This window comes from Streptomyces sp. NPDC024555 (assembly GCF_055559335.1).
Window position 1 is genome coordinate 269639 of the sequence record NZ_JBVHKV010000006.1, and the last position, 17772, is coordinate 287410.

General features: G+C 69.5%; 17 protein-coding genes. 6 read left to right on the forward strand and 11 right to left on the reverse strand.

What is annotated here, in order from left to right; all coding sequences use genetic code 11:
* Positions 1-63: 63 nt before the first annotated feature.
* Genes qcrB through ctaE form a run of 4 tightly spaced genes read right to left on the reverse strand, consistent with a single transcriptional unit; the run spans position 64 to position 4221 of the window.
* Positions 64-1689 carry a cytochrome bc1 complex cytochrome b subunit gene (qcrB, locus tag ACZ4FH_RS12745; protein ID WP_467304299.1) on the reverse strand — a complete coding sequence of 542 codons (1626 nt, stop codon included), beginning with the start codon at positions 1687-1689 and terminating at the stop codon, positions 64-66.
* Positions 1686-2738 carry a cytochrome bc1 complex Rieske iron-sulfur subunit gene (gene qcrA, locus ACZ4FH_RS12750; RefSeq protein WP_467304301.1) on the reverse strand — a complete coding sequence of 351 codons (1053 nt, stop codon included), beginning with the start codon at positions 2736-2738 and terminating at the stop codon, positions 1686-1688. Before qcrA ends, qcrB begins: the two co-directional genes overlap by 4 nt.
* Positions 2735-3544: a cytochrome bc1 complex diheme cytochrome c subunit gene (gene qcrC, locus ACZ4FH_RS12755; RefSeq protein ID WP_383643323.1), complete on the reverse strand. Its 810-nt coding sequence runs from the start codon at positions 3542-3544 to the stop codon at positions 2735-2737. The genes qcrA and qcrC overlap by 4 nt, the downstream gene beginning before the upstream one ends.
* Before the next feature lie 56 nt (positions 3545-3600).
* Positions 3601-4221, reverse strand: a complete 621-nt coding sequence (gene ctaE, locus ACZ4FH_RS12760) for an aa3-type cytochrome oxidase subunit III (RefSeq protein ID WP_383643320.1) — start codon at positions 4219-4221, stop codon at positions 3601-3603.
* Positions 4222-4417: 196 nt separating this feature from the next.
* Between ctaE and ACZ4FH_RS12765 the strand changes: the two genes are divergently transcribed.
* Positions 4418-4819 (forward strand): hypothetical protein, encoded by a 402-nt coding sequence (locus ACZ4FH_RS12765; protein ID WP_467304304.1) that lies wholly within the window; start codon positions 4418-4420, stop codon positions 4817-4819.
* A 48-nt stretch (positions 4820-4867) separates the two neighbouring features.
* On the opposite strand, the gene ACZ4FH_RS12770 is transcribed toward ACZ4FH_RS12765, so the two are convergent.
* The 4 genes from ACZ4FH_RS12770 to ctaC form a co-directional block, all read right to left on the reverse strand.
* Entirely contained in the window at positions 4868-6124 is a 1257-nt protein-coding gene (locus tag ACZ4FH_RS12770; protein WP_467304306.1) for a L,D-transpeptidase, read from the reverse strand.
* A gap of 108 nt (positions 6125-6232) precedes the next feature.
* On the reverse strand, positions 6233-6631 hold the full coding sequence (locus ACZ4FH_RS12775) for a cytochrome c oxidase subunit 4 (protein WP_467304308.1): 399 nt from the start codon (positions 6629-6631) through the stop codon (positions 6233-6235).
* Positions 6628-8364 (reverse strand): aa3-type cytochrome oxidase subunit I, encoded by a 1737-nt coding sequence (gene ctaD / locus ACZ4FH_RS12780; protein ID WP_383643308.1) that lies wholly within the window; start codon positions 8362-8364, stop codon positions 6628-6630. Before ctaD ends, ACZ4FH_RS12775 begins: the two co-directional genes overlap by 4 nt.
* Complete coding sequence (ctaC, locus tag ACZ4FH_RS12785) at positions 8361-9323, reverse strand: aa3-type cytochrome oxidase subunit II (protein WP_467304310.1); 963 nt, start codon at positions 9321-9323, stop codon at positions 8361-8363. Before ctaC ends, ctaD begins: the two co-directional genes overlap by 4 nt.
* Before the next feature lie 271 nt (positions 9324-9594).
* Here ctaC and ACZ4FH_RS12790 point away from each other — a divergent pair, with 271 nt between their 5' ends.
* Entirely contained in the window at positions 9595-10986 is a 1392-nt protein-coding gene (locus ACZ4FH_RS12790) for an aminotransferase class V-fold PLP-dependent enzyme (RefSeq protein WP_467304311.1), read from the forward strand.
* 42 nt (positions 10987-11028) lie between these two features.
* Here ACZ4FH_RS12790 and ACZ4FH_RS12795 read toward each other — a convergent pair whose 3' ends face one another.
* Positions 11029-12003 carry a carbohydrate kinase family protein gene (locus ACZ4FH_RS12795; RefSeq protein ID WP_383643299.1) on the reverse strand — a complete coding sequence of 325 codons (975 nt, stop codon included), beginning with the start codon at positions 12001-12003 and terminating at the stop codon, positions 11029-11031.
* A gap of 157 nt (positions 12004-12160) precedes the next feature.
* Between ACZ4FH_RS12795 and ACZ4FH_RS12800 the strand changes: the two genes are divergently transcribed.
* A complete protein-coding gene (locus ACZ4FH_RS12800; RefSeq protein ID WP_383643296.1) occupies positions 12161-12361 on the forward strand; it encodes a hypothetical protein in 201 nt (66 codons plus the stop codon).
* A 142-nt stretch (positions 12362-12503) separates the two neighbouring features.
* Complete coding sequence (locus ACZ4FH_RS12805; protein WP_467304312.1) at positions 12504-13967, forward strand: hypothetical protein; 1464 nt, start codon at positions 12504-12506, stop codon at positions 13965-13967.
* Positions 13968-14045: 78 nt separating this feature from the next.
* Here ACZ4FH_RS12805 and ACZ4FH_RS12810 read toward each other — a convergent pair whose 3' ends face one another.
* Complete coding sequence (locus tag ACZ4FH_RS12810) at positions 14046-14402, reverse strand: iron-sulfur cluster assembly accessory protein (protein ID WP_014045490.1); 357 nt, start codon at positions 14400-14402, stop codon at positions 14046-14048.
* Between the two features lie 224 nt (positions 14403-14626).
* On the opposite strand from ACZ4FH_RS12810, the gene nadA reads away from it, so the two are divergent.
* On the forward strand, positions 14627-15823 hold the full coding sequence (gene nadA, locus ACZ4FH_RS12815; RefSeq protein WP_383643289.1) for a quinolinate synthase NadA: 1197 nt from the start codon (positions 14627-14629) through the stop codon (positions 15821-15823).
* A 126-nt stretch (positions 15824-15949) separates the two neighbouring features.
* Positions 15950-17353, forward strand: coding sequence for an esterase/lipase family protein (locus ACZ4FH_RS12820; RefSeq protein ID WP_467304314.1), 1404 nt, complete (start codon positions 15950-15952; stop codon positions 17351-17353).
* Positions 17354-17372: 19 nt separating this feature from the next.
* Here ACZ4FH_RS12820 and ACZ4FH_RS12825 read toward each other — a convergent pair whose 3' ends face one another.
* Complete coding sequence (locus ACZ4FH_RS12825; RefSeq protein WP_467304316.1) at positions 17373-17720, reverse strand: hypothetical protein; 348 nt, start codon at positions 17718-17720, stop codon at positions 17373-17375.
* Positions 17721-17772 lie beyond the last annotated feature (52 nt).

Genomic DNA, 17772 nt, shown 5'->3' on the forward strand with positions numbered 1-17772 from the left:
GACAGCGAAGAGCCCCGTCCAGCGAATGGACGGGGCTCCTGCTGTGGCGATCAGGTCAGGTGATCAGTGGTGGCCGTGGCCGCTGGTGATCTCCTTGTACTCCTCGGCGGTGGGCTTGGCGATCTGGTTGTCCTCGCCGTAGTAGCCCTTGCTGAGCTTGGCCCGCAGCTTCTGCACCGCGGACACCTTGCGCGCGACACCGTTCTCGTCGACCAGGGGGCCGATCTCGACCGGCTTGTACTGCTCGTGCGCGGTGAGCGTGTGCAGCTGGGCCGGCGAGAGCGGCTCGTGGACCTCGACGAACTCACCGTGCGGCAGGCGCTTGATGAGCCCGGACTCGCGCCCGTGCAGCACCTTCTCCTTGTCCCGGCGCTGGAGGCCGAGGCAGATCCGCTTGGTGACGACGAACGCGAGGACCGGTCCGACGAAGAAGAAGATCCGGACGAACCAGGAGATCGCGTTCAGCGACAGGTGGAAGTGCGTCGCCCAGAGGTCGTTGCCGCCGCCCACGAGACCGATGAAGTACAGCGTGATCCAGGCGACACCGAAGGCCGTACGGGTCGGGGCGTTGCGCGGGCGGTCCAGGATGTGGTGCTCGCGCTTGTCCCCGGTGACCCAGGACTCGATGAACGGGTAGACCGCGATCGCGCCGAGGATCAGACCGAAGAGGGTCAGCGGGATGAACACGCCCAGGACGAGCGTATGACCCCACAGGTTGATCTCCCAGCCCGGCATCACTCGGATCAGACCCTCGGCGAAGCCCATGTACCAGTCGGGCTGGGCGCCGGTGGACACCTGGTCCGGGCGGTACGGGCCGATGGCCCAGATCGGGTTGATCGTGGCGATGCCCGCGATGATGGCGATGACGCCGAAGACCAGGAAGAAGAAGCCTCCGGCCTTCGCCATGTACACCGGCAGCAGCGGCATGCCGACGACGTTCTTGTTGGTCCGGCCGGGACCCGCGAACTGCGTGTGCTTGTGGTAGAAGACCAGGATCAGGTGGCCCACCAACAACCCGAGCATGATGCCCGGCAGCAGCAGGATGTGGATCGAGTAGAACCGCGCGACGAAGTCGCCGCCCGGGAACTCCCCGCCGAACAGGAACATCGAGATGTAGGTGCCGACGATCGGCACCGACAGGATCGCGCCCTGGGTGAAGCGGACACCCGTGCCCGAGAGCAGGTCGTCCGGGAGCGAGTAGCCGGTGAACCCGGTGAACATGCCCAGCGCGAACAGCAGGAAGCCGAACAGCCAGTTGATCTCACGGGGCTTGCGGAACGCACCCGTGAAGAACACGCGCATCATGTGCACGAACATGCCGGCCAGGAAGATCAGCGCGGCCCAGTGGTGGATCTGGCGGACCAGCAGACCACCGCGGACGTCGAAGCTGATGTCCAGCGTCGAGGCGTAGGCCTCGGACATCTGGATGCCCTGCATGGGCTCGTACGGGCCGTGGTAGACGACCTCGTTCATGCTCGGGTGGAAGAACAGCGTCAGATACACACCCGTGAGGATGATGATGATGAAGCTGTAGAGGCAGACCTCACCGAGCATGAAGGACCAGTGGTCCGGGAAGATCTTGCGCATGTTGGCCTTGGCCAGGGAGTAGATCCCGAGCCGGCCGTCCGCCCAGTCGGCCACCCGCTCACCGGCGGGCGCCTTGCGCTTCGTATCGGTCGCAGTACTCATCCGCGCTCCCAGAATGCAGGACCGACGGGCTCTTCGAAGTCACCGAGGGCTTCGAGGTTGCCCTCGCTGTTCACACCGATCCGCAGCTGCGGAAGGGCGTGACCGGCCGGACCGAAGATGACGCGGGCGCCGTCGGAGAGGTCGAAGGTGGACTGGTGGCACGGGCAGAGCACGTGGTGCGTCTGCTGCTCGTACAGGCTGATCGGGCAGCCGACGTGGGTGCAGATCTTCGAGAAGGCCACGATGCCCTCGTGGGCCCACTCGCGCTCGCGCTTGTCCTTGATGTTGTCCGGCTCGATGCGGATGATCATCAGCGCGGCCTTGGCGATCTGCGTCTGGAAGTCGTGGTCCTCCTCCTTCAGCCCCTCGGGCATGGCGAAGGTGAGCGAACCGACGGCGACGTCCTCGGGACGCAGCGGCTCCATCGTGTTCATGTTGATGAGCTGCTTGCCCTTGGCCCACAGGGTCGAGCGGAGCTTCTTCTCCGGCAGCGGACCGAGGTCGCGCAGCAGCACCACACCGGCGAGCGGCACCAGGGCCAGCGCACCGAACATCGTGTTGCGGATCAGCTTGCGCCGGCCGAACGCGGACTCCTCGGCACCGGCCGCGAAGTCGGCGAGCACCTTCGCCTTGACCTCGGGCTCGGCCGAGATCGCGTGGCGCTCGTCGGCGACCTCCACGTCCGACATCAGGGTGCGCGCCCAGTGGACGGCGCCCGCGCCGATCGCGAAGAGCGCCACACCCAGGGTCAGACCCAGGGAGAAGTTCAGCGCGCTCACATGACCGAACGGGAAGATGTAGACGATCTTGTCGACCGGGAAGATGACGTAGGAGGCGATGAAGCCGACCGTCGCCAGCATCGACAGCAGGAACAGGAACGCGACCGCGCGCTCCGACCGCTTGGCGGCCCGCTCGTCGATGTCCTGGATGCGCGGCCGGTGGGCCGGCAGCCCCGGGTCGGCGAACGGGTCGCCGGCACCCTCGACCGCGCCGTGCGCGGCGTCCTGCTCTGCGGGCAGGTTCTCTTCTGGAATCTCTTGGCTACTCATGACTTCTTGGCCTTAGCGGTGTGGGCCGCGACCCAGACGGCGACGGCGATCAGTGCGCCGAGCCCGAAGATCCAGGCGAAGAGGCCCTCGCTGACCGGACCGAGGCCGCCGAGCGACAGCCCGCCGGGGCTCTCCGACTCGGAGCTGTTGACGGTCTGGACGTACGCGATGATGTCCTTCTTCTGCTGCTCGGGCATCGTCGAGTCGGGGAAGGACGGCATGCTCTGCGGGCCGGTCTGCATGGCCTCGTAGAGGTGCTTGGGGCTCACGCCCTCCAGGTTGGGCGCGGACTTGCCCTTCGTCAGGGCACCACCCGCACCGGTGAAGTTGTGGCACTGCGCGCAGTTGGTACGGAACAGCTCGCCGCCCTTGGCGACGTCAGCGCCCGAGGGGTCGACCTGGCTCTTGGTCGGGACGATCGGACCGGCGCCGAGCGACGCGACGTACGCCGCCAGCTGGTCGATCTCGGCCTGCGAGTAGATGACCTTCTTCTTCGGCACCTGCGCGCCGGGCTGCTGCGCCGGCATACGGCCCGTGCCGACCTGGAAGTCCACGGCGGCGGAGCCCACGCCGACCAGGCTCGGCCCGTCGGTGGTGCCCTGACCACCGGTTCCGTGGCAGCTGGCGCAACCGACGGAGTACAGCTTCTTGCCCTCGTCGATCGCGAGGGACTGGGCGGTTTCGTCGGCCTGCGCCTTACTCGCGGGCGCAAACGCGGCGTACAGCCCCCCAGTAGCCGCCAGCGCGAGGAGTAGTACGACGACCGCCGCCAACGGATGGCGTCGTCGTGCGGAGAGCTTTTTCACGGATTACCCCGGTGTCAGGATCTTCTGCGTCGATGATGGGTCGGGTGCGGGCCCGGTTACTTGATCATGTAGATCGTGGCGAACAGGCCGATCCACACGACATCGACGAAGTGCCAGTAATAGGACACGACGATGGCTGCGGTCGCCTGCTCGTGGGTGAACCTCTTGGCTGCGTACGTCCTGCCCAGGACGAACAGGAAGGCGATGAGCCCGCCTGTCACGTGCAGTCCGTGGAAGCCGGTGGTCAGGTAGAACACCGAGCCGTACGGGTCCGAGGACAGCGAGAGGCCGTCCTTCTTCACCAGCTCCGTGTACTCGAAGACCTGGCCTCCGATGAAGATCGCACCCATCACGAACGTGATCACGAACCACGTGCGGAGCTTCTTCACGTCGCCCCGCTCCGCGGCGAAGACGCCGAGCTGGCAGGTGAGTGAGGAGAGCACCAGGATCGTGGTGTTGGTCGCCGAGAACGGGAAGTTCAGGGCGGACGCCATTTCCTTCCAGTGCTCCGGTCCGGTCACCGATCGCAGGGTGAAGTACATCGCGAAGAGGGCCGCGAAGAACATCAGCTCGGAACTCAACCAGATGATGGTTCCGACGCTGGTGAGGTTCGGTCGATTGACCGACGGGTGCGCGTGCCCGGTTTCTACTGTCGTTGCTGTCGCCACGACCGACATTATGTCGGTCGCTTATCCCGCCCTCACTCCGGGGGGTGCCGTTCGGTGTGTCAGGGGGGTGTGTCCTCCCCGAACGGCCCAGGGATCCGTGCTCCGGAGCGGTGCTGACAGGCTGTCGGGCGGAGTACGATCCGCGCATCGGTTCATGCCCGGCACGCCCAGAGCGCCCCGAAGACACAGACGTCACGGAGGAACAATGCAGCCGACCGCCACGGTCCTGGTCTACAGCGACAACGCGCACACCCGTGAGCAGGTGAGGCTGGCGGCCGGACGCAGGCCCGCCGCGGACCTGCCCGAGGTGGAGTTCCTGGAGTGCGCCACCCTGCCCGCCGTCCTGGACGCCCTGGACCACGGCGGCGTGGACGTCTGCGTGCTGGACGGCGAGACGGCTCCGGCGGGCGGTATGGGCGTCTGCCGGCAGATCAAGGACGAGATCTTCCGCTGCCCGCCGGTCCTGCTCCTCATCGGCCGTCCGCAGGACGCCTGGCTGGCCACCTGGAGCCGCGCGGACGCCGCGGTGACCCTTCCGGTGGAGCCGGTCGAGTTCGCCGACGCACTGGCCGCCCAGCTGCGCGCCCGGCTCTCCGTGGGGGCCTGAGGCCCCGGCGCGGCGCGGCTGCCGCGAGGGGCGGCGCACCCCCGGGCGTCAGACCTGGGGGCGCAGCCGCGCCGCCCGGACCGTGTCGACGCGGTCCGGCGTGGTGCTGTTGGTGAGGGCGCTGCCCTTCTGCCACTTGGCCCAGGACAGGTTCCAGTCGCCGTAGCCGTTGTCGAAGGGCGTCATGGTCTCGCCCTCGCTGCCGACGACCTTGACGATGTCGCCCTCGCGCACGGTGTTGAAGAACCACTCGGCCTCGCTGGTGCTCATGCCGGTGCAGCCGTGGCTCACGTTGGCGTACCCCTGTGATCCGGTGGACCAGGGCGCCGCGTGCACGTACTCGCCGCTCCAGGTGACCCGGGTGGCGTAGTAGACGTCGAGGTCGTAGGCGTCGGCGGAGTCGGCGGAGATGCCGATGGACTCCCCGCGCATACGTACGTAGTACTCCTTGCCCAGCACGACCTTGACGCCGTTGCGGGTGGAGAAGCCCGGCTTGCCGGTGGTGACCGGAATGGTGTTGATCACTTCGCCGTTGCGCAGGACCGTCATGGAGTGCGCCGAGGCGTCCGTGATGGCCTCGATGCGGTCGCCGGTCCTGAGCTTGAGGGCCTTGGTGGGCGCCCCGTACAGCGCGTTGGTCACCTTGATGCCCGTCAGGGCGCTGCTGACCTCGATGGTGGCCTTGGCGGGCCAGTAGTCCTTCGGGCGGTAGTGCAGCGTCTTGTCGTCGACCCAGTACCAGGAACCGGTCACCGCGGGGGTGGAGCGCACCTTCAGGGCGCGTTCCACGGTGGCGCGGGAGGCCCGGTCGGCGACCGGGGCGCTGAGCTGGGCGGTGACGGGCTGTCCGACGCCGTAGGTGCCCGCCTGCGGGCCGAAGGTGACCTTCAGCAGCTTCTTGGCCGCGGCGGTCTCGAAGGAGAGCGTACGGCTGCCGGGGGCGCCGTCGTCGTCCTCCATGCCGACCTTGACGGTGTAGCGGGTGCCGGCGGCGAGCGGGGCGGTGGAGCGCCAGCGGTGGCCCTCCGCGTCGAGTTCGCCCGCGAGGTGGCGGCCCTCGCCGTCCACGGCCGTCACATCGGTGATCCGGCCGTCGTCACCGTCGACGGTGACTTCCAGCGGCTTGTCGGGATCGATCTTCTCGCCCCCGTCGGGAATGCTGGAGGCGATCTCGTCCGCCGCGTCGAACGGCTGTGCCGAGAGCGGGTGGCCGTCGGAGTCCCCGCAGGCCGTCGCCCCGGCGACCAGGGTCACGACCAGCAGAGTGCAGCTCACTACGGGGCGGATGCGCGGCGTGTGGTTCATGCACCCACGCTAAGAAGATTCATCCGTTTCAGCGCGCGGGGTGACTGCAAACGGGGGGCCCGCACTCCGTGTCGGAGCGCGGGCCCCCCGTCTGGGTGGACCGGTGTGCTACTGGGTGCGGTTCTCACCGTGGTAGTACTCGAAGACCCAGCCGAAGAGACCGATCAGGATGATCGGGGCCGAGAAGTAGAGCAGCCACCAGCCGAAGACGACGCCCATGAAGGCGAGCAGGCCGCCGACCGCGAGCGAGAGCGGCTGCCAGCTGTGCGGGGAGAAGAACCCCACCTCGCCGGCCTCGTCGGCCACGTCGGCTTCCTTGTTGTCCTGCGCCATGTCGTCGACCCGCCGGGCCGTGAAGGCCAGGTAGAAGCCGATCATGAGGCTCAGGCCGAAGCCGAGGACGAGCGCGGTGGTGCCGACGGGCTCCTTCGACCACACCCCGTAGGTGATGGCCATGATGAGGATGAACAGCGCCAGACCGAGGAACATCTTGCCCTGGATCTTCACTTGCCCGCCTCCTTGCCGCCGGCGAGGGCCTTGTCGTCCGCGGAGTGGTGCTCAAGCTGTTCGAGCGCCGCGATCTCCGGGTGGTGGAGGTCGAAGGCCGGGGATTCGGAACGGATCCGGGGCAGCGTGAGGAAGTTGTGCCGCGGCGGCGGGCAGGAGGTCGCCCACTCCAGCGAACGGCCGTAGCCCCACGGGTCGTCGACCTCGATCTTCTTGCCGTACTTGGCGGTCTTCCAGACGTTGTAGAAGAACGGCAGGATCGACAGGCCGAGCAGGAACGAGGAGATCGTCGAGATCGTGTTCAGCGCGGTGAATCCGTCGGCGGCCAGGTAGTCCGCGTAACGGCGCGGCATGCCCTCGGCACCCAGCCAGTGCTGGACGAGGAACGTGCCGTGGAAGCCGATGAACAGCGTCCAGAAGGTGATCTTGCCGAGCCGCTCGTCGAGCATCTTGCCGGTGAACTTCGGCCACCAGAAGTGGAATCCGGAGAACATCGCGAACACCACGGTGCCGAAGACGACGTAGTGGAAGTGCGCGACCACGAAGTACGAGTCCGAGACGTGGAAGTCCATCGGCGGCGAGGCCAGGATGACACCGGTCAGACCACCGAAGGTGAAGGTGATCAGGAAGCCGATGGCCCAGAGCATCGGTGTCTCGAAGGACAACGATCCCTTCCACATCGTTCCGATCCAGTTGAAGAACTTCACCCCGGTGGGTACCGCGATGAGGAACGTCATGAAGGAGAAGAACGGCAGGAGCACACCGCCGGTGACGTACATGTGGTGGGCCCACACGGTCACGGAGAGACCGGCGATGGAAATCGTCGCGGCGACCAGGCCGATGTAACCGAACATCGGCTTCCGGCTGAAGACCGGGATGACTTCGGAAATGATTCCGAAGAATGGCAGCGCGATGATGTACACCTCTGGATGGCCGAAGAACCAGAAGAGGTGTTGCCAGAGCAATGCCCCGCCGTTGGACGCGTCGAAGATATGCGCACCGAATTTACGGTCCACTTCCAGCGCGAAGAGCGCGGCGGCCAGCACCGGGAAGGCCAGCAGGACCAGCACACCGGTCAGCAGGACGTTCCAGACGAAGATCGGCATGCGGAACATCGTCATGCCGGGAGCGCGCATGCAGATGATCGTGGTGATGAAGTTGACCGAACCGAGGATCGTGCCGAAGCCGGAGAAGGCCAGACCCATGATCCACATGTCGGCGCCGACACCCGGCGAGCGGACGGCGTCCGACAGCGGGGAGTAGGCGAACCAGCCGAAGTCGGCCGCACCCTGCGGGGTGAGGAAGCCGGCCACCGCGAGCAGCGAGCCGAAGAGGTACAGCCAGTACGCGAACATGTTCAGCCGCGGGAACGCCACGTCGGGCGCGCCGATCTGCAGCGGCATGATCCAGTTCGCGAATCCGGCGAACAGCGGCGTCGCGAACATCAGCAGCATGATCGTGCCGTGCATCGTGAACGCCTGGTTGAACTGCTCGTTCGACATGATCTGCGTGCCGGGACGGGCCAGCTCGGCGCGCATGAAGAGCGCCATGAGTCCGCCGATGCAGAAGAACGCGAACGACGTGACCAGGTACATCGTGCCGATCGTCTTGTGGTCAGTGGTGGTCAGCCACTTGACGACGACGTTGCCCGGCTGCTTCCGCCGGACCGGCAGCTCGTCCTCGTAGGAGTCGTCTGCTGCCGCGGCACCCTGAGGTTCGTTGAGGATGCTCACAGTTTGTTGGTCTCCGCATTCCTGGCCGGGTCAGTCTGCTCGATACCGGCCGGCACGTAGCCCGTCTGGCCCTTCTTCGCCAGCTCCTTCAGGTGCGCCTGGTAGCGCTCCGGGGAGACGACCTTGACGTTGAAGAGCATCCGGGAGTGGTCGACGCCGCAGAGCTCGGCGCACTTGCCCATGAAGGTGCCCTCCTGGTTGGGAGTGACCTCGAAGGCGTTGGTGTGGCCCGGGATGACGTCCTGCTTCATGAGGAACGGCACCACCCAGAAGGAGTGGATGACGTCGCGCGAAGTCAGGATGAAGCGGACCTTCTCACCCTTGGGCAGCCACAGGGTCGGACCCGGGTGGCCGTTCTGGGGGTTCCGGGTTCCCGGGACGCCGACGTCGTAGACGCCGTCCGCACCCTTGGGGAAGTCCGTGCGGAACCGGTCCGGGATGGCGTCGAGCTCCTTGGGAACTTCGTTGCCCGTGGCGGCGGAGCCGTCCACGTCCTCGATGTAGTTGAAGCCCCAGCTCCACTGGTAGCCGACCACGTTGATGGTGTGGGCCGGCTTCGGGGAGAGTTCGAGGAGCTTCGATTCGTCGCGCGCGGTGAAGTAGAACAACACCGAGACGATGATCAGGGGGACCACGGTGTACAGCGCCTCGATGGGCATGTTGTACCGGGTCTGCGGAGGCACCTCCACCTTGGTGCGGCTGCGCCGGTGGAAGATGACGCTCCACAGGATCAGACCCCAGACCAGCACGCCCGTGGCGAGCGCTGCCGCCCACGAGCCCTGCCAGAGGGAGAGGATCCGTGGCGCCTCTTCCGTTACCGGCGTAGGCATACCAAGGCGGGGGAAGTCCTTGTATGTGCAACCGGTTGCGGTCGCAAGGATCAGGCCCGCAGTCAGCACCTGCGGCAGCTTCCGCCGCATCGGGCGCCGCGACGAGCGGTCGGAGCCGTTGGGACTCACGTAGCGCCTTCCCGAGAGTCTCGCCCGCACGGTCGGCGCGGCCGGTCTCGCTGGTCGGTCGCCGGCCCTGTTGCGGGCAGGGGTTTGGATGTTTATGCGGACCAAACCCTACTGGACGCTATTTGGGGTCGCGCGGGGAGGGTGCCCAACGCGCCGCCCGACTCCCCGAAGGGGTGGAATCCGGCGCTCCGGCCGTCATCTGACGCCCTCTCTCCCGCCCCCGGGGGCGGCCGGTCCCGGGCTCCGGCCGGTGCCGGGCTAGCGTGGCCGGGTGCCCTACTTCGACGCCGCGTCCGCCGCTCCCCTCCACCCCGTCGCCCGCCAGGCGCTGCTTGCCGCCCTGGACGAGGGCTGGGCCGATCCGGCCCGGCTGTACCGGGAGGGGCGGCGGGCCCGGCTCCTGCTGGACGCGGCCCGGGAGGCCGCGGCCGAGGCCGTCGGCTGCCGCGCGGACGAGCTGGTCTTCACCTCGTCGGGGACCCGGGCGGTGCACTCCGGAATTTCCGGCGCGCTCGCGGGCCGTCGGCGTGTCGGCCGCCATCTGGTGGTGTCGGCGGTCGAACACTCGTCGGTGCTCCATTCGGCCGCCGCCCATGAGCAGGGGGGCGGTTCGGTCACGGAGGTGCCGGTGGAGCGCTCGGGCGCGGTGGACGCCTCGGTGTACGCGCGGGCGCTGCGGCCCGACACCGCGCTGGCGTGTCTCCAGTCCGCCAATCACGAGGTCGGCACCGAGCAGCCGGTGGCCGAGGCCGCCGCGGCCTGCCGGGAGGCGGGGGTGCCGCTGCTGGTGGACGCGGCGCAGTCGCTGGGCTGGGGGCCGGTGCCGGAGGGCTGGTCGCTGCTGACGGCGAGCGCGCACAAGTGGGGCGGGCCGGCCGGGACGGGGCTGCTGGCGGTCCGCAAGGGCGTGCGGTTCGCGCCCCAGGGACCCGCCGACGAACGGGAGTCGGGGCGGGCGCCCGGTTTCGAGAACCTGCCGGCGATCGTGGCCGCCGCGGCCTCCCTGCGCGCGGTGCGGGCGGAGGCGGCCGGTGAGGCGGCCCGGCTGCGGGCCCTGGTCGACCTGATCCGGGCGCGGGTGCCGGAGCTGGTCCCGGACGTGGAGGTGGTCGGCGATCCGGTGCGGCGGCTGCCGCATCTGGTCACCTTCTCCTGTCTCTATGTCGACGGGGAGACACTGCTCCAGGAGCTGGACCGCTCCGGATTCTCCGTTTCCTCCGGTTCGTCCTGTACGAGCAGCACGCTGACGCCGAGCCATGTGCTCAGGGCGATGGGGGTGCTCTCGGAGGGCAATGTGCGGGTGTCGCTGCCCGCGGGCACCACGCGGGAGGACGTGGACCGCTTCCTCGCCGTGCTGCCGCCGGTGGTGGCGGGCGTACGGGAGAAGCTGGGCGCGACCGCCGGAGTGCCCGCGGCGGCCCCCTCCCCCGCCCCGGCGGACTCCCTGGTGGTCGACGCGCTCGGCCGGCGCTGCCCGGTCCCGGTGATCGAACTCGCAAAGGTGATCGGGGAGGTACCGGTGGGCGGGACGGTGACGGTGCTCGCCGACGACGAGGCGGCGCGCCTGGACATTCCGGCCTGGTGCGCGATGCGGGAGCAGGAGTACGTGGGAGAGGAGCCGGCGGAACGGGGCTCGGCCTACACGGTCCGCCGGCTGGTCTGACCGGGACCCGCCGCTCGGGCGGGTCCCGGCCGGCGGACCGTCCTACGCGAGGTGCGCGCGGACCTCGGCGGCGGCCTCGTGGCCGTACGCCTTGGTGAAGCGGTCCATGAAGTGGGTGCGGTGCAGGGTGTACTCCTGGGTGCCGACCGTCTCGATGACGAGGGTGGCGAGCATGCAGCCGACCTGGGCCGCGCGCTCCAGGCCGACGCCCCAGGCGAGCCCGGAGAGGAATCCGGCGCGGAAGGCGTCGCCGACGCCGGTCGGGTCGGCCTTGACGTTCTCCTCGGGGCAGCCGACGACGATCGGCTCCTCGCCGGCGCGCTCGATGCGCACGCCCTGGGCGCCGAGGGTGGTGACCCGGTGGCCGACCCTGGACAGGATCTCCTCGTCGGTCCAGCCGGTCTTCGACTCGATGAGCCCCTTCTCGTACTCGTTGGAGAAGAGGTAGGTGGCACCGTCGAGGAGGATGCGGATCTCGTCCCCGTCCATGCGGGCGATCTGCTGCGAGAAGTCCGCGGCGAACGGGATGCCGCGCGTACGACACTCCTCGGTGTGGCGGAGCATGCCCTCCGGGTCGTCGGCGCCGATGGAGACGAGGTCGAGTCCGCCCACCCGGTCGGCGACGGCCTTGAGCTCGATGAGCCGGGCCTCGCTCATGGCGCCCGTGTAGAAGGAGCCGATCTGGTTGTGGTCGGCGTCGGTGGTGCAGACGAAGCGGGCCGTGTGCAGCACCTCGGAGATGCGCACGGAGCCGGTGTCGACGCCGTGCCGGTCGAGCCAGGCGCGGTACTCGTCGAAGTCGGAGCCGGCGGCACCGACGAGGATCGGGCGGGTGCCGAGGAGCCCCATGCCGAAGCTGATGTTGGCGGCGACCCCTCCCCTGCGTACGTCCAGGTTGTCGACGAGGAAGGAGAGCGAGACCGTGTGCAGCTGGTCGGCCACCAGCTGGTCGGCGAAGCGGCCCGGGAAGGTCATGAGGTGGTCGGTGGCGATGGAGCCGGTGACTGCGATACGCACGGGGAGACTGCTCCTGCGGAGGTCGAGGGGAACGGCGTCGGCGTCCCCCGGGGCGGCGTGACAGTTCACGCTACCCGCTCGGGCAGTCGGGCGAACGGGAGAAACTACCCGATAGTAGGGCTTTCCTCCCGAGTGTGGTGATGCCTACGGTGCGGATATGTCGAACCACATCGCCCCGCACGAGACGTCCGAATCCGGTCTGGCCGAGCTGCGCGGGGACTGCGCGCGGATGGCCCCGCACTGGGTGGCACCCGCGCGCACCGCCGCCGCCCCGGTGCCGCCCGCCCTGATCCACGGGGTGACGGTGCCGCCCGCCTCCGCCCGGCTGATCGACGCGATGTCCGAGTACGGGGACTGATCCGGCCCGCCTCCGCGCCCCGGCCGGCCCCGGAGGGAACCGGCCGCGCGCCCGCCCCGTCCCACAGGTGTCCGCAACCCCATGGGCCGGACGATACGCCGCACGGCGGCGTATGACGGCGATACGGCGAAGGAGCGATCCGGTGAGCACCGAGCGACCCGACAACGATGTGACGGGACCCCGGCGGCGGCGGCCGCTCGCCGTGGCCTCGGTGGCGGCTGCCGTCCTCCTGGCCGGCGGCGGCGCGTATCTGGTCGCGGCCGAGGCGAGCGAGGGGAAGAGCACGCCCTCGTCCGGCGCGGCGGGCGCCGCTCCCCCGACGCTGGCCCTGGACGGACCGGCGGCCGGTGCGGAGACACCCGGGCCACGTCCCTCGGCCCCGCCGGAGGGCATCGCCCCGGGCGAACCCGACCCGAACGGCGGCCGGGTCGTCTACCGCGCGTCCGGCACCCTGCCGAAGGGCCCGGACCGGGCCGCCGTCCAGCGTCCGGCCGGGGCGGTCACCGCGGCGGAGGTGAGCCGGCTGGCGAAGGCGCTGGGCGTGTCCGGTACGCCGAGGACGGAGGGCACCACCTGGACGGTGGGCTCCACCGGGGACGGTTCGGGTCCGGTGCTGCGGGTGGCCAAGGAGGCCCCGGGCACCTGGACGTTCGCCCGGTACGGCACCGGAGGCACGGACAACTGCAAGAGCGCGACGGTCTGTGCGGACAAGCCGGTGGCACCGGGCGGCGGTTCGGGCTCCCCGGTGAGCGAGCAGGCGGCGCGGGCCGCCGCCGCGCCGGTCCTCAAGGCGGTCGGCCAGGACGGTGCCGCCCTCGACGCGCGGCAGCTGATGGGCCCGGTCCGGGTGGTGAACGCCGACCCGGTGGTCGACGGGCTGCCCACGTACGGCTGGGCCACAGGTCTCCAGATCGGCCCCGACGGTGACGTGACCGGCGGGAGCGGGCAGCTGAAGGGGCTGGAGAAGGGTGCCGAGTATCCGGTGATCGGCGCGGACGCGGCGCTGAAGGAGCTGAACGCCGCGCAGCCGAGGAGCGGCGGGAACATCGGCGGCTGCATCGATCCGCCGCCGGCCGGGGAGGGCGAGGCGGCGCCCCACTACCGCTGCGGGAAGACGACCGGGGCGGAGCCGCCGCTGCGCACGGTGACCGTCGACAAGGCGGTCTTCGGACTGGCCGCGCAGTACGTGGACGGCAGGCAGATCCTCGTACCGTCGTGGCTCTTCACCGCGCGGGCGGACGGCGGCCGGGGCGAGACGGTGGCGCAGGTCGCGGTGGACCCGGCGTTCCTGAAGAAGGACGCCCCCGCGACGCAGCCGCCCGGCGACTCCACGGGCACCACGTCCGGGCCGGTGATCCTGTCCTACGGCACCGACGGGCGGACGCTCTCGGTGACGTTCTGGGGCGGTGCGTGCAGCACCTACACGGCGAGCGCGAGCGAGGACGACGCGACGGTGCGGGTCACCGTGACGGAGAAGAAGGACGATCCGGGGAAGGCCTGCATCATGATCGCCAAGCAGCTGACGCGCACGGTGACGCTGGACCGGCCGCTCGGCGACCGCACGGTCACCGACACCTCGTCGGGCCACCGGGTGCCGCGCGCCTGAACCCCTCCGCGCACACGACGGCGGCCCCGGGATCGGAATCCCGGGGCCGCCGTCGTGTGCGCGGGGCCTTTCGGCGGCTCAGCTGAAGGAGTCGCCGCAGGCGCAGGAACCCGTCGCGTTCGGGTTGTCGATCGTGAAGCCCTGCTTCTCGATGGTGTCGACGAAGTCGACGGAGGCGCCGCCCAGGTAGGGGGCGCTCATCCGGTCGGTGACGACCTTGACGCCGCCGAAGTCCTTGACGACGTCACCGTCGAGCGAACGCTCGTCGAAGAAGAGCTGGTAGCGCAGGCCCGAGCAGCCTCCGGGCTGAACGGCGACGCGCAGCGCGAGGTCGTCGCGGCCTTCCTGCTCCAGCAGGGCCTTGACCTTGGCTGCGGCGGCGTCGGACAGGAGGATGCCGTCGCTCACGGTGGTGGTCTCGTCCGATACGGACATCTGCTTCTCTCCCGGGTTGTACGGAGACTGCTTGTCGACGGTGCAACCGCCGGGGCCGCTGATTCATTCCCCGCCGGGCCGTTCGCCTGTTCCCTTCATGCTCGCACACCGCCCCGCCAGGCGGATGCGTCACATCGACGCTATCGGCATCGTCAAACTGACGTGAAGCGGATATGATAGATAGCGTCAATTAGACGAAAAGCTCCTCCCGCAGAGAAGAAAGGGTGCGTGACGTGACCACGGCCCACCCCGTCCAGGATCTCGATGTCCAGCCGACGCCCCTCGCCCTGCTCCTGCTCGGCCGCGACGCCGACCCCAGGAGCGAGCGCGGTGTCGAATGCCCCGGCGACCTGCCCTCCCCGTCCGACCCGGACCTGGTGGAGCGCGCCCGCGCGGCCAAGGAGAAGCTGGGCGAGAAGGTCTTCGTCCTCGGGCACCACTACCAGCGCGACGAGGTCATCCAGTTCGCCGACGTGACCGGTGACTCGTTCAAGCTCGCCCGGGACGCGGCGGCGCGCCCGGAGGCGGAGTACATCGTCTTCTGCGGTGTGCACTTCATGGCCGAGTCCGCGGACATCCTCACCTCCGACGAGCAGAAGGTCGTGCTGCCGGACCTGGCCGCCGGCTGTTCGATGGCCGACATGGCCACCGCCGAGCAGGTCGCGGAGTGCTGGGACGTGCTGACCGAGGCGGGGGTCGCCGAGCAGGTCGTCCCCGTCTCGTACATGAACTCCTCCGCCGACATCAAGGCCTTCACCGGCCGCCACGGCGGCACCATCTGCACCTCGTCCAACGCGAAGCGCGCCCTGGAGTGGGCCTTCGAGCAGGGCGAGAAGGTGCTCTTCCTGCCGGACCAGCACCTGGGCCGCAACACCGCCGTGCGGGACATGGGCATGTCCCTGGAGGACTGCGTCCTCTACAACCCGCACAAGCCGAACGGCGGCCTCACCGCCGAGGAGCTGCGGAACGCGAAGATGATCCTCTGGCGCGGCCACTGCTCGGTCCACGGCCGCTTCTCGGTCGAGTCCGTCAACGACGTCCGCGCCCGCATACCCGGCGTCAACGTCCTGGTGCACCCCGAGTGCAAGCACGAGGTCGTCGCCGCCGCGGACTACGTCGGTTCGACGGAGTACATCATCAAGGCCCTGGAGGCCGCCCCGGCCGGTTCGAAGTGGGCCATCGGCACGGAGCTGAACCTGGTCCGCCGCCTGGCGAACCGTTTCGCCCCCGAGGGCAAGGAGATCGTCTTCCTCGACAAGACCGTCTGCTTCTGCTCGACCATGAACCGCATCGACCTGCCGCACCTGGTGTGGACCCTGGAGTCCCTGGCCGAGGGGAACCTGGTCAACCGGATCGAGGTCGACCCGGAGACGGAGAAGTACGCGAAGCTCGCGCTGGAGCGGATGCTGGCGCTGCCGTAACGCCTCTCCTTCGCACGGAAAGGTCCGGACGCGGCCGATTTCGTCCGGACCGGCTCGGAAGCCCGTCCCCCGTATCTACGCTGCTGTCCTCATCCGGCGGTTGGTGTGGATACGGGGGACAGTCATATGGCGCGACGAGGCGGGGTCGACGATCTAGTGGTCGTCGTCCCGGGAATCCTCGGCAGCACGCTCGCGGACGCGGACGGGCACGAGGTCTGGGCGGCCTCCGGGAAGGCCCTGCTGCGGGGCATCCGCACCTTCGGGAACTCGGTCAAGAACCTGACGCTCCCGGCCGGTCTGGGCGACGAGCACCCCGGCGACGGCGTACGGCCCACCGGCCTGATGTCCGATGTGCACGCGCTGCCCGGGGTGTGGAACCCGGTGGACGGCTACAGCGGTCTGCTGGACTGGCTGGAGCGGAACTTCACCCTCCGGCGCCGCCTGCCGGGCGAGGCGGCCGACGTCCCGGCCAACCTGGTCGGCTTCGCGTACGACTGGCGGCTCTCCTGCCGCTACAACGCGGAACGGCTGGCCGAGCGGGTGGACGAGGAGCTGGGCCGCTGGCGGGCGTCCCGCGCCGACCGGCGGGACGCGAAGGCGGTCTTCCTCTGCCACTCCATGGGCGGCCTCGTCACCCGCAGCTATGTCGAGCAGTGCGGGGGCGCGGAGGTCACGCGCCGGGTGGTCACGCTGGGGACTCCGTACCGGGGTTCGCTCGACGCGCTGATGTATCTGGTCAACGGCATGCGGTACGGGATCGGCCCGGTGGGTCTCGACCTCACACCGTTCGCCCGGAGCCTCCCGTCGCTGCACCAGCTCACCCCGGACTACGCCTGCCTGGCGACGGCGGGCGGTGCGCCGCTGCGGTACGCCCGTGAGGTGCCGGGCCTCCCCGGGGTGGACGGGGAACTGCTGTCGGCCGCCGCCCGGTTCCACGCGGAGCTGCGGGCATCGGACGCGGGTGCGCGGTACGGCGTGGAGTACGTCCCCGTCGGCGGGGCGCGCCAGCCGACGCCGACGACCGCCGAGACGGAGGGCGACGGTCTGCGCGCGCTGCTCACCATCGACGGGGCGGACGAGGGAGGCGACGGGCGGGTGCCGGACCTCTCCAGCCGGGCGGTGGGCGCGGGCCGGCACACGTACACCGCGTGGGAGAAGCACGGCTCCCTCCAGAACAACAAGGCCGTCCGCCAGGGCCTCGACGCATGGCTGTCCCCCGAGCCGCCCGTCCACCGGGGGCCGGGCGACGGCGAGGTGCCTCTGTGCGTGGACGCGCCGGAGCTGCTGGTCGAGGGGGACGCGTACGAGATCCGGGCCACGGTTCCCCCGGGCACGGCGGGCCATGACCGGGTCGCCGTGTTCGCGGGGGTGGAGGGCGGTCCGATGCGGACGATGACCAATCGGGGCGGTGGGCTGTACACGGCCCGGGTCGGGAACCTTCCGCCGGGCGGTCACCGGGTGCGGATCGGTACGCGGGTTCCGTCCCATGTCGTGATGACCGCGCTGGTGCTGGTGCTGGAACGGGGGTGACGGCGACGCGTCCCCGTCTTCATCGGCAGTCGTTCGCCTCCGCCGTGGTCACTTCGCCCTCCGGAGCCGTGAGGGCGGGGGCCAGACGGTGTCCCCGGCTCTCCGCGATCCTCAGGGCGGTCTGCAAGGACTCCGCGAGCCAGACCCCGGCGAACCTCAACTCGCGTGTCCCCACCCCCGCTTCCGCGAGCAGCGTCCGGGCCTCCGTCAGCACGTACTCGGCCGAGTCGAGCAGGTCCGTCTCCACCTCGTCGGCCAGCCGCGACATCCGGCTGTCGGGGTTGTCCGTGCTCAGGTAGCACGGATTCCCGCTCTCGCCGGTCCAGGGGAGCAGCCTCATCGGACGGCCCTCCGCGTCGAACATCATGTCGCCCCTGCCTTCGTTCGGGAAGCGCTCTGGCCTCCGGTCACACCGCCTG

What these genes read in the sequence shown, in the direction of transcription:
- ctaE (WP_383643320.1), bottom strand. Translation starts at nt 4,221, where the DNA reads ATGTCGGTCGTGGCGACAGCAACGACAGTAGAAACCGGGCACGCGCAC.
- ACZ4FH_RS12765 (WP_467304304.1), top strand. Translation starts at nt 4,418, where the DNA reads ATGCAGCCGACCGCCACGGTCCTGGTCTACAGCGACAACGCGCACACC.
- ACZ4FH_RS12820 (WP_467304314.1), top strand. Translation starts at nt 15,950, where the DNA reads ATGGCGCGACGAGGCGGGGTCGACGATCTAGTGGTCGTCGTCCCGGGA.
- qcrA (WP_467304301.1), bottom strand. Translation starts at nt 2,738, where the DNA reads ATGAGTAGCCAAGAGATTCCAGAAGAGAACCTGCCCGCAGAGCAGGAC.
- ACZ4FH_RS12810 (WP_014045490.1), bottom strand. Translation starts at nt 14,402, where the DNA reads ATGTCCGTATCGGACGAGACCACCACCGTGAGCGACGGCATCCTCCTG.
- ACZ4FH_RS12800 (WP_383643296.1), top strand. Translation starts at nt 12,161, where the DNA reads ATGTCGAACCACATCGCCCCGCACGAGACGTCCGAATCCGGTCTGGCC.
- ACZ4FH_RS12770 (WP_467304306.1), bottom strand. Translation starts at nt 6,124, where the DNA reads ATGAACCACACGCCGCGCATCCGCCCCGTAGTGAGCTGCACTCTGCTG.
- ACZ4FH_RS12825 (WP_467304316.1), bottom strand. Translation starts at nt 17,720, where the DNA reads ATGATGTTCGACGCGGAGGGCCGTCCGATGAGGCTGCTCCCCTGGACC.
- qcrB (WP_467304299.1), bottom strand. Translation starts at nt 1,689, where the DNA reads ATGAGTACTGCGACCGATACGAAGCGCAAGGCGCCCGCCGGTGAGCGG.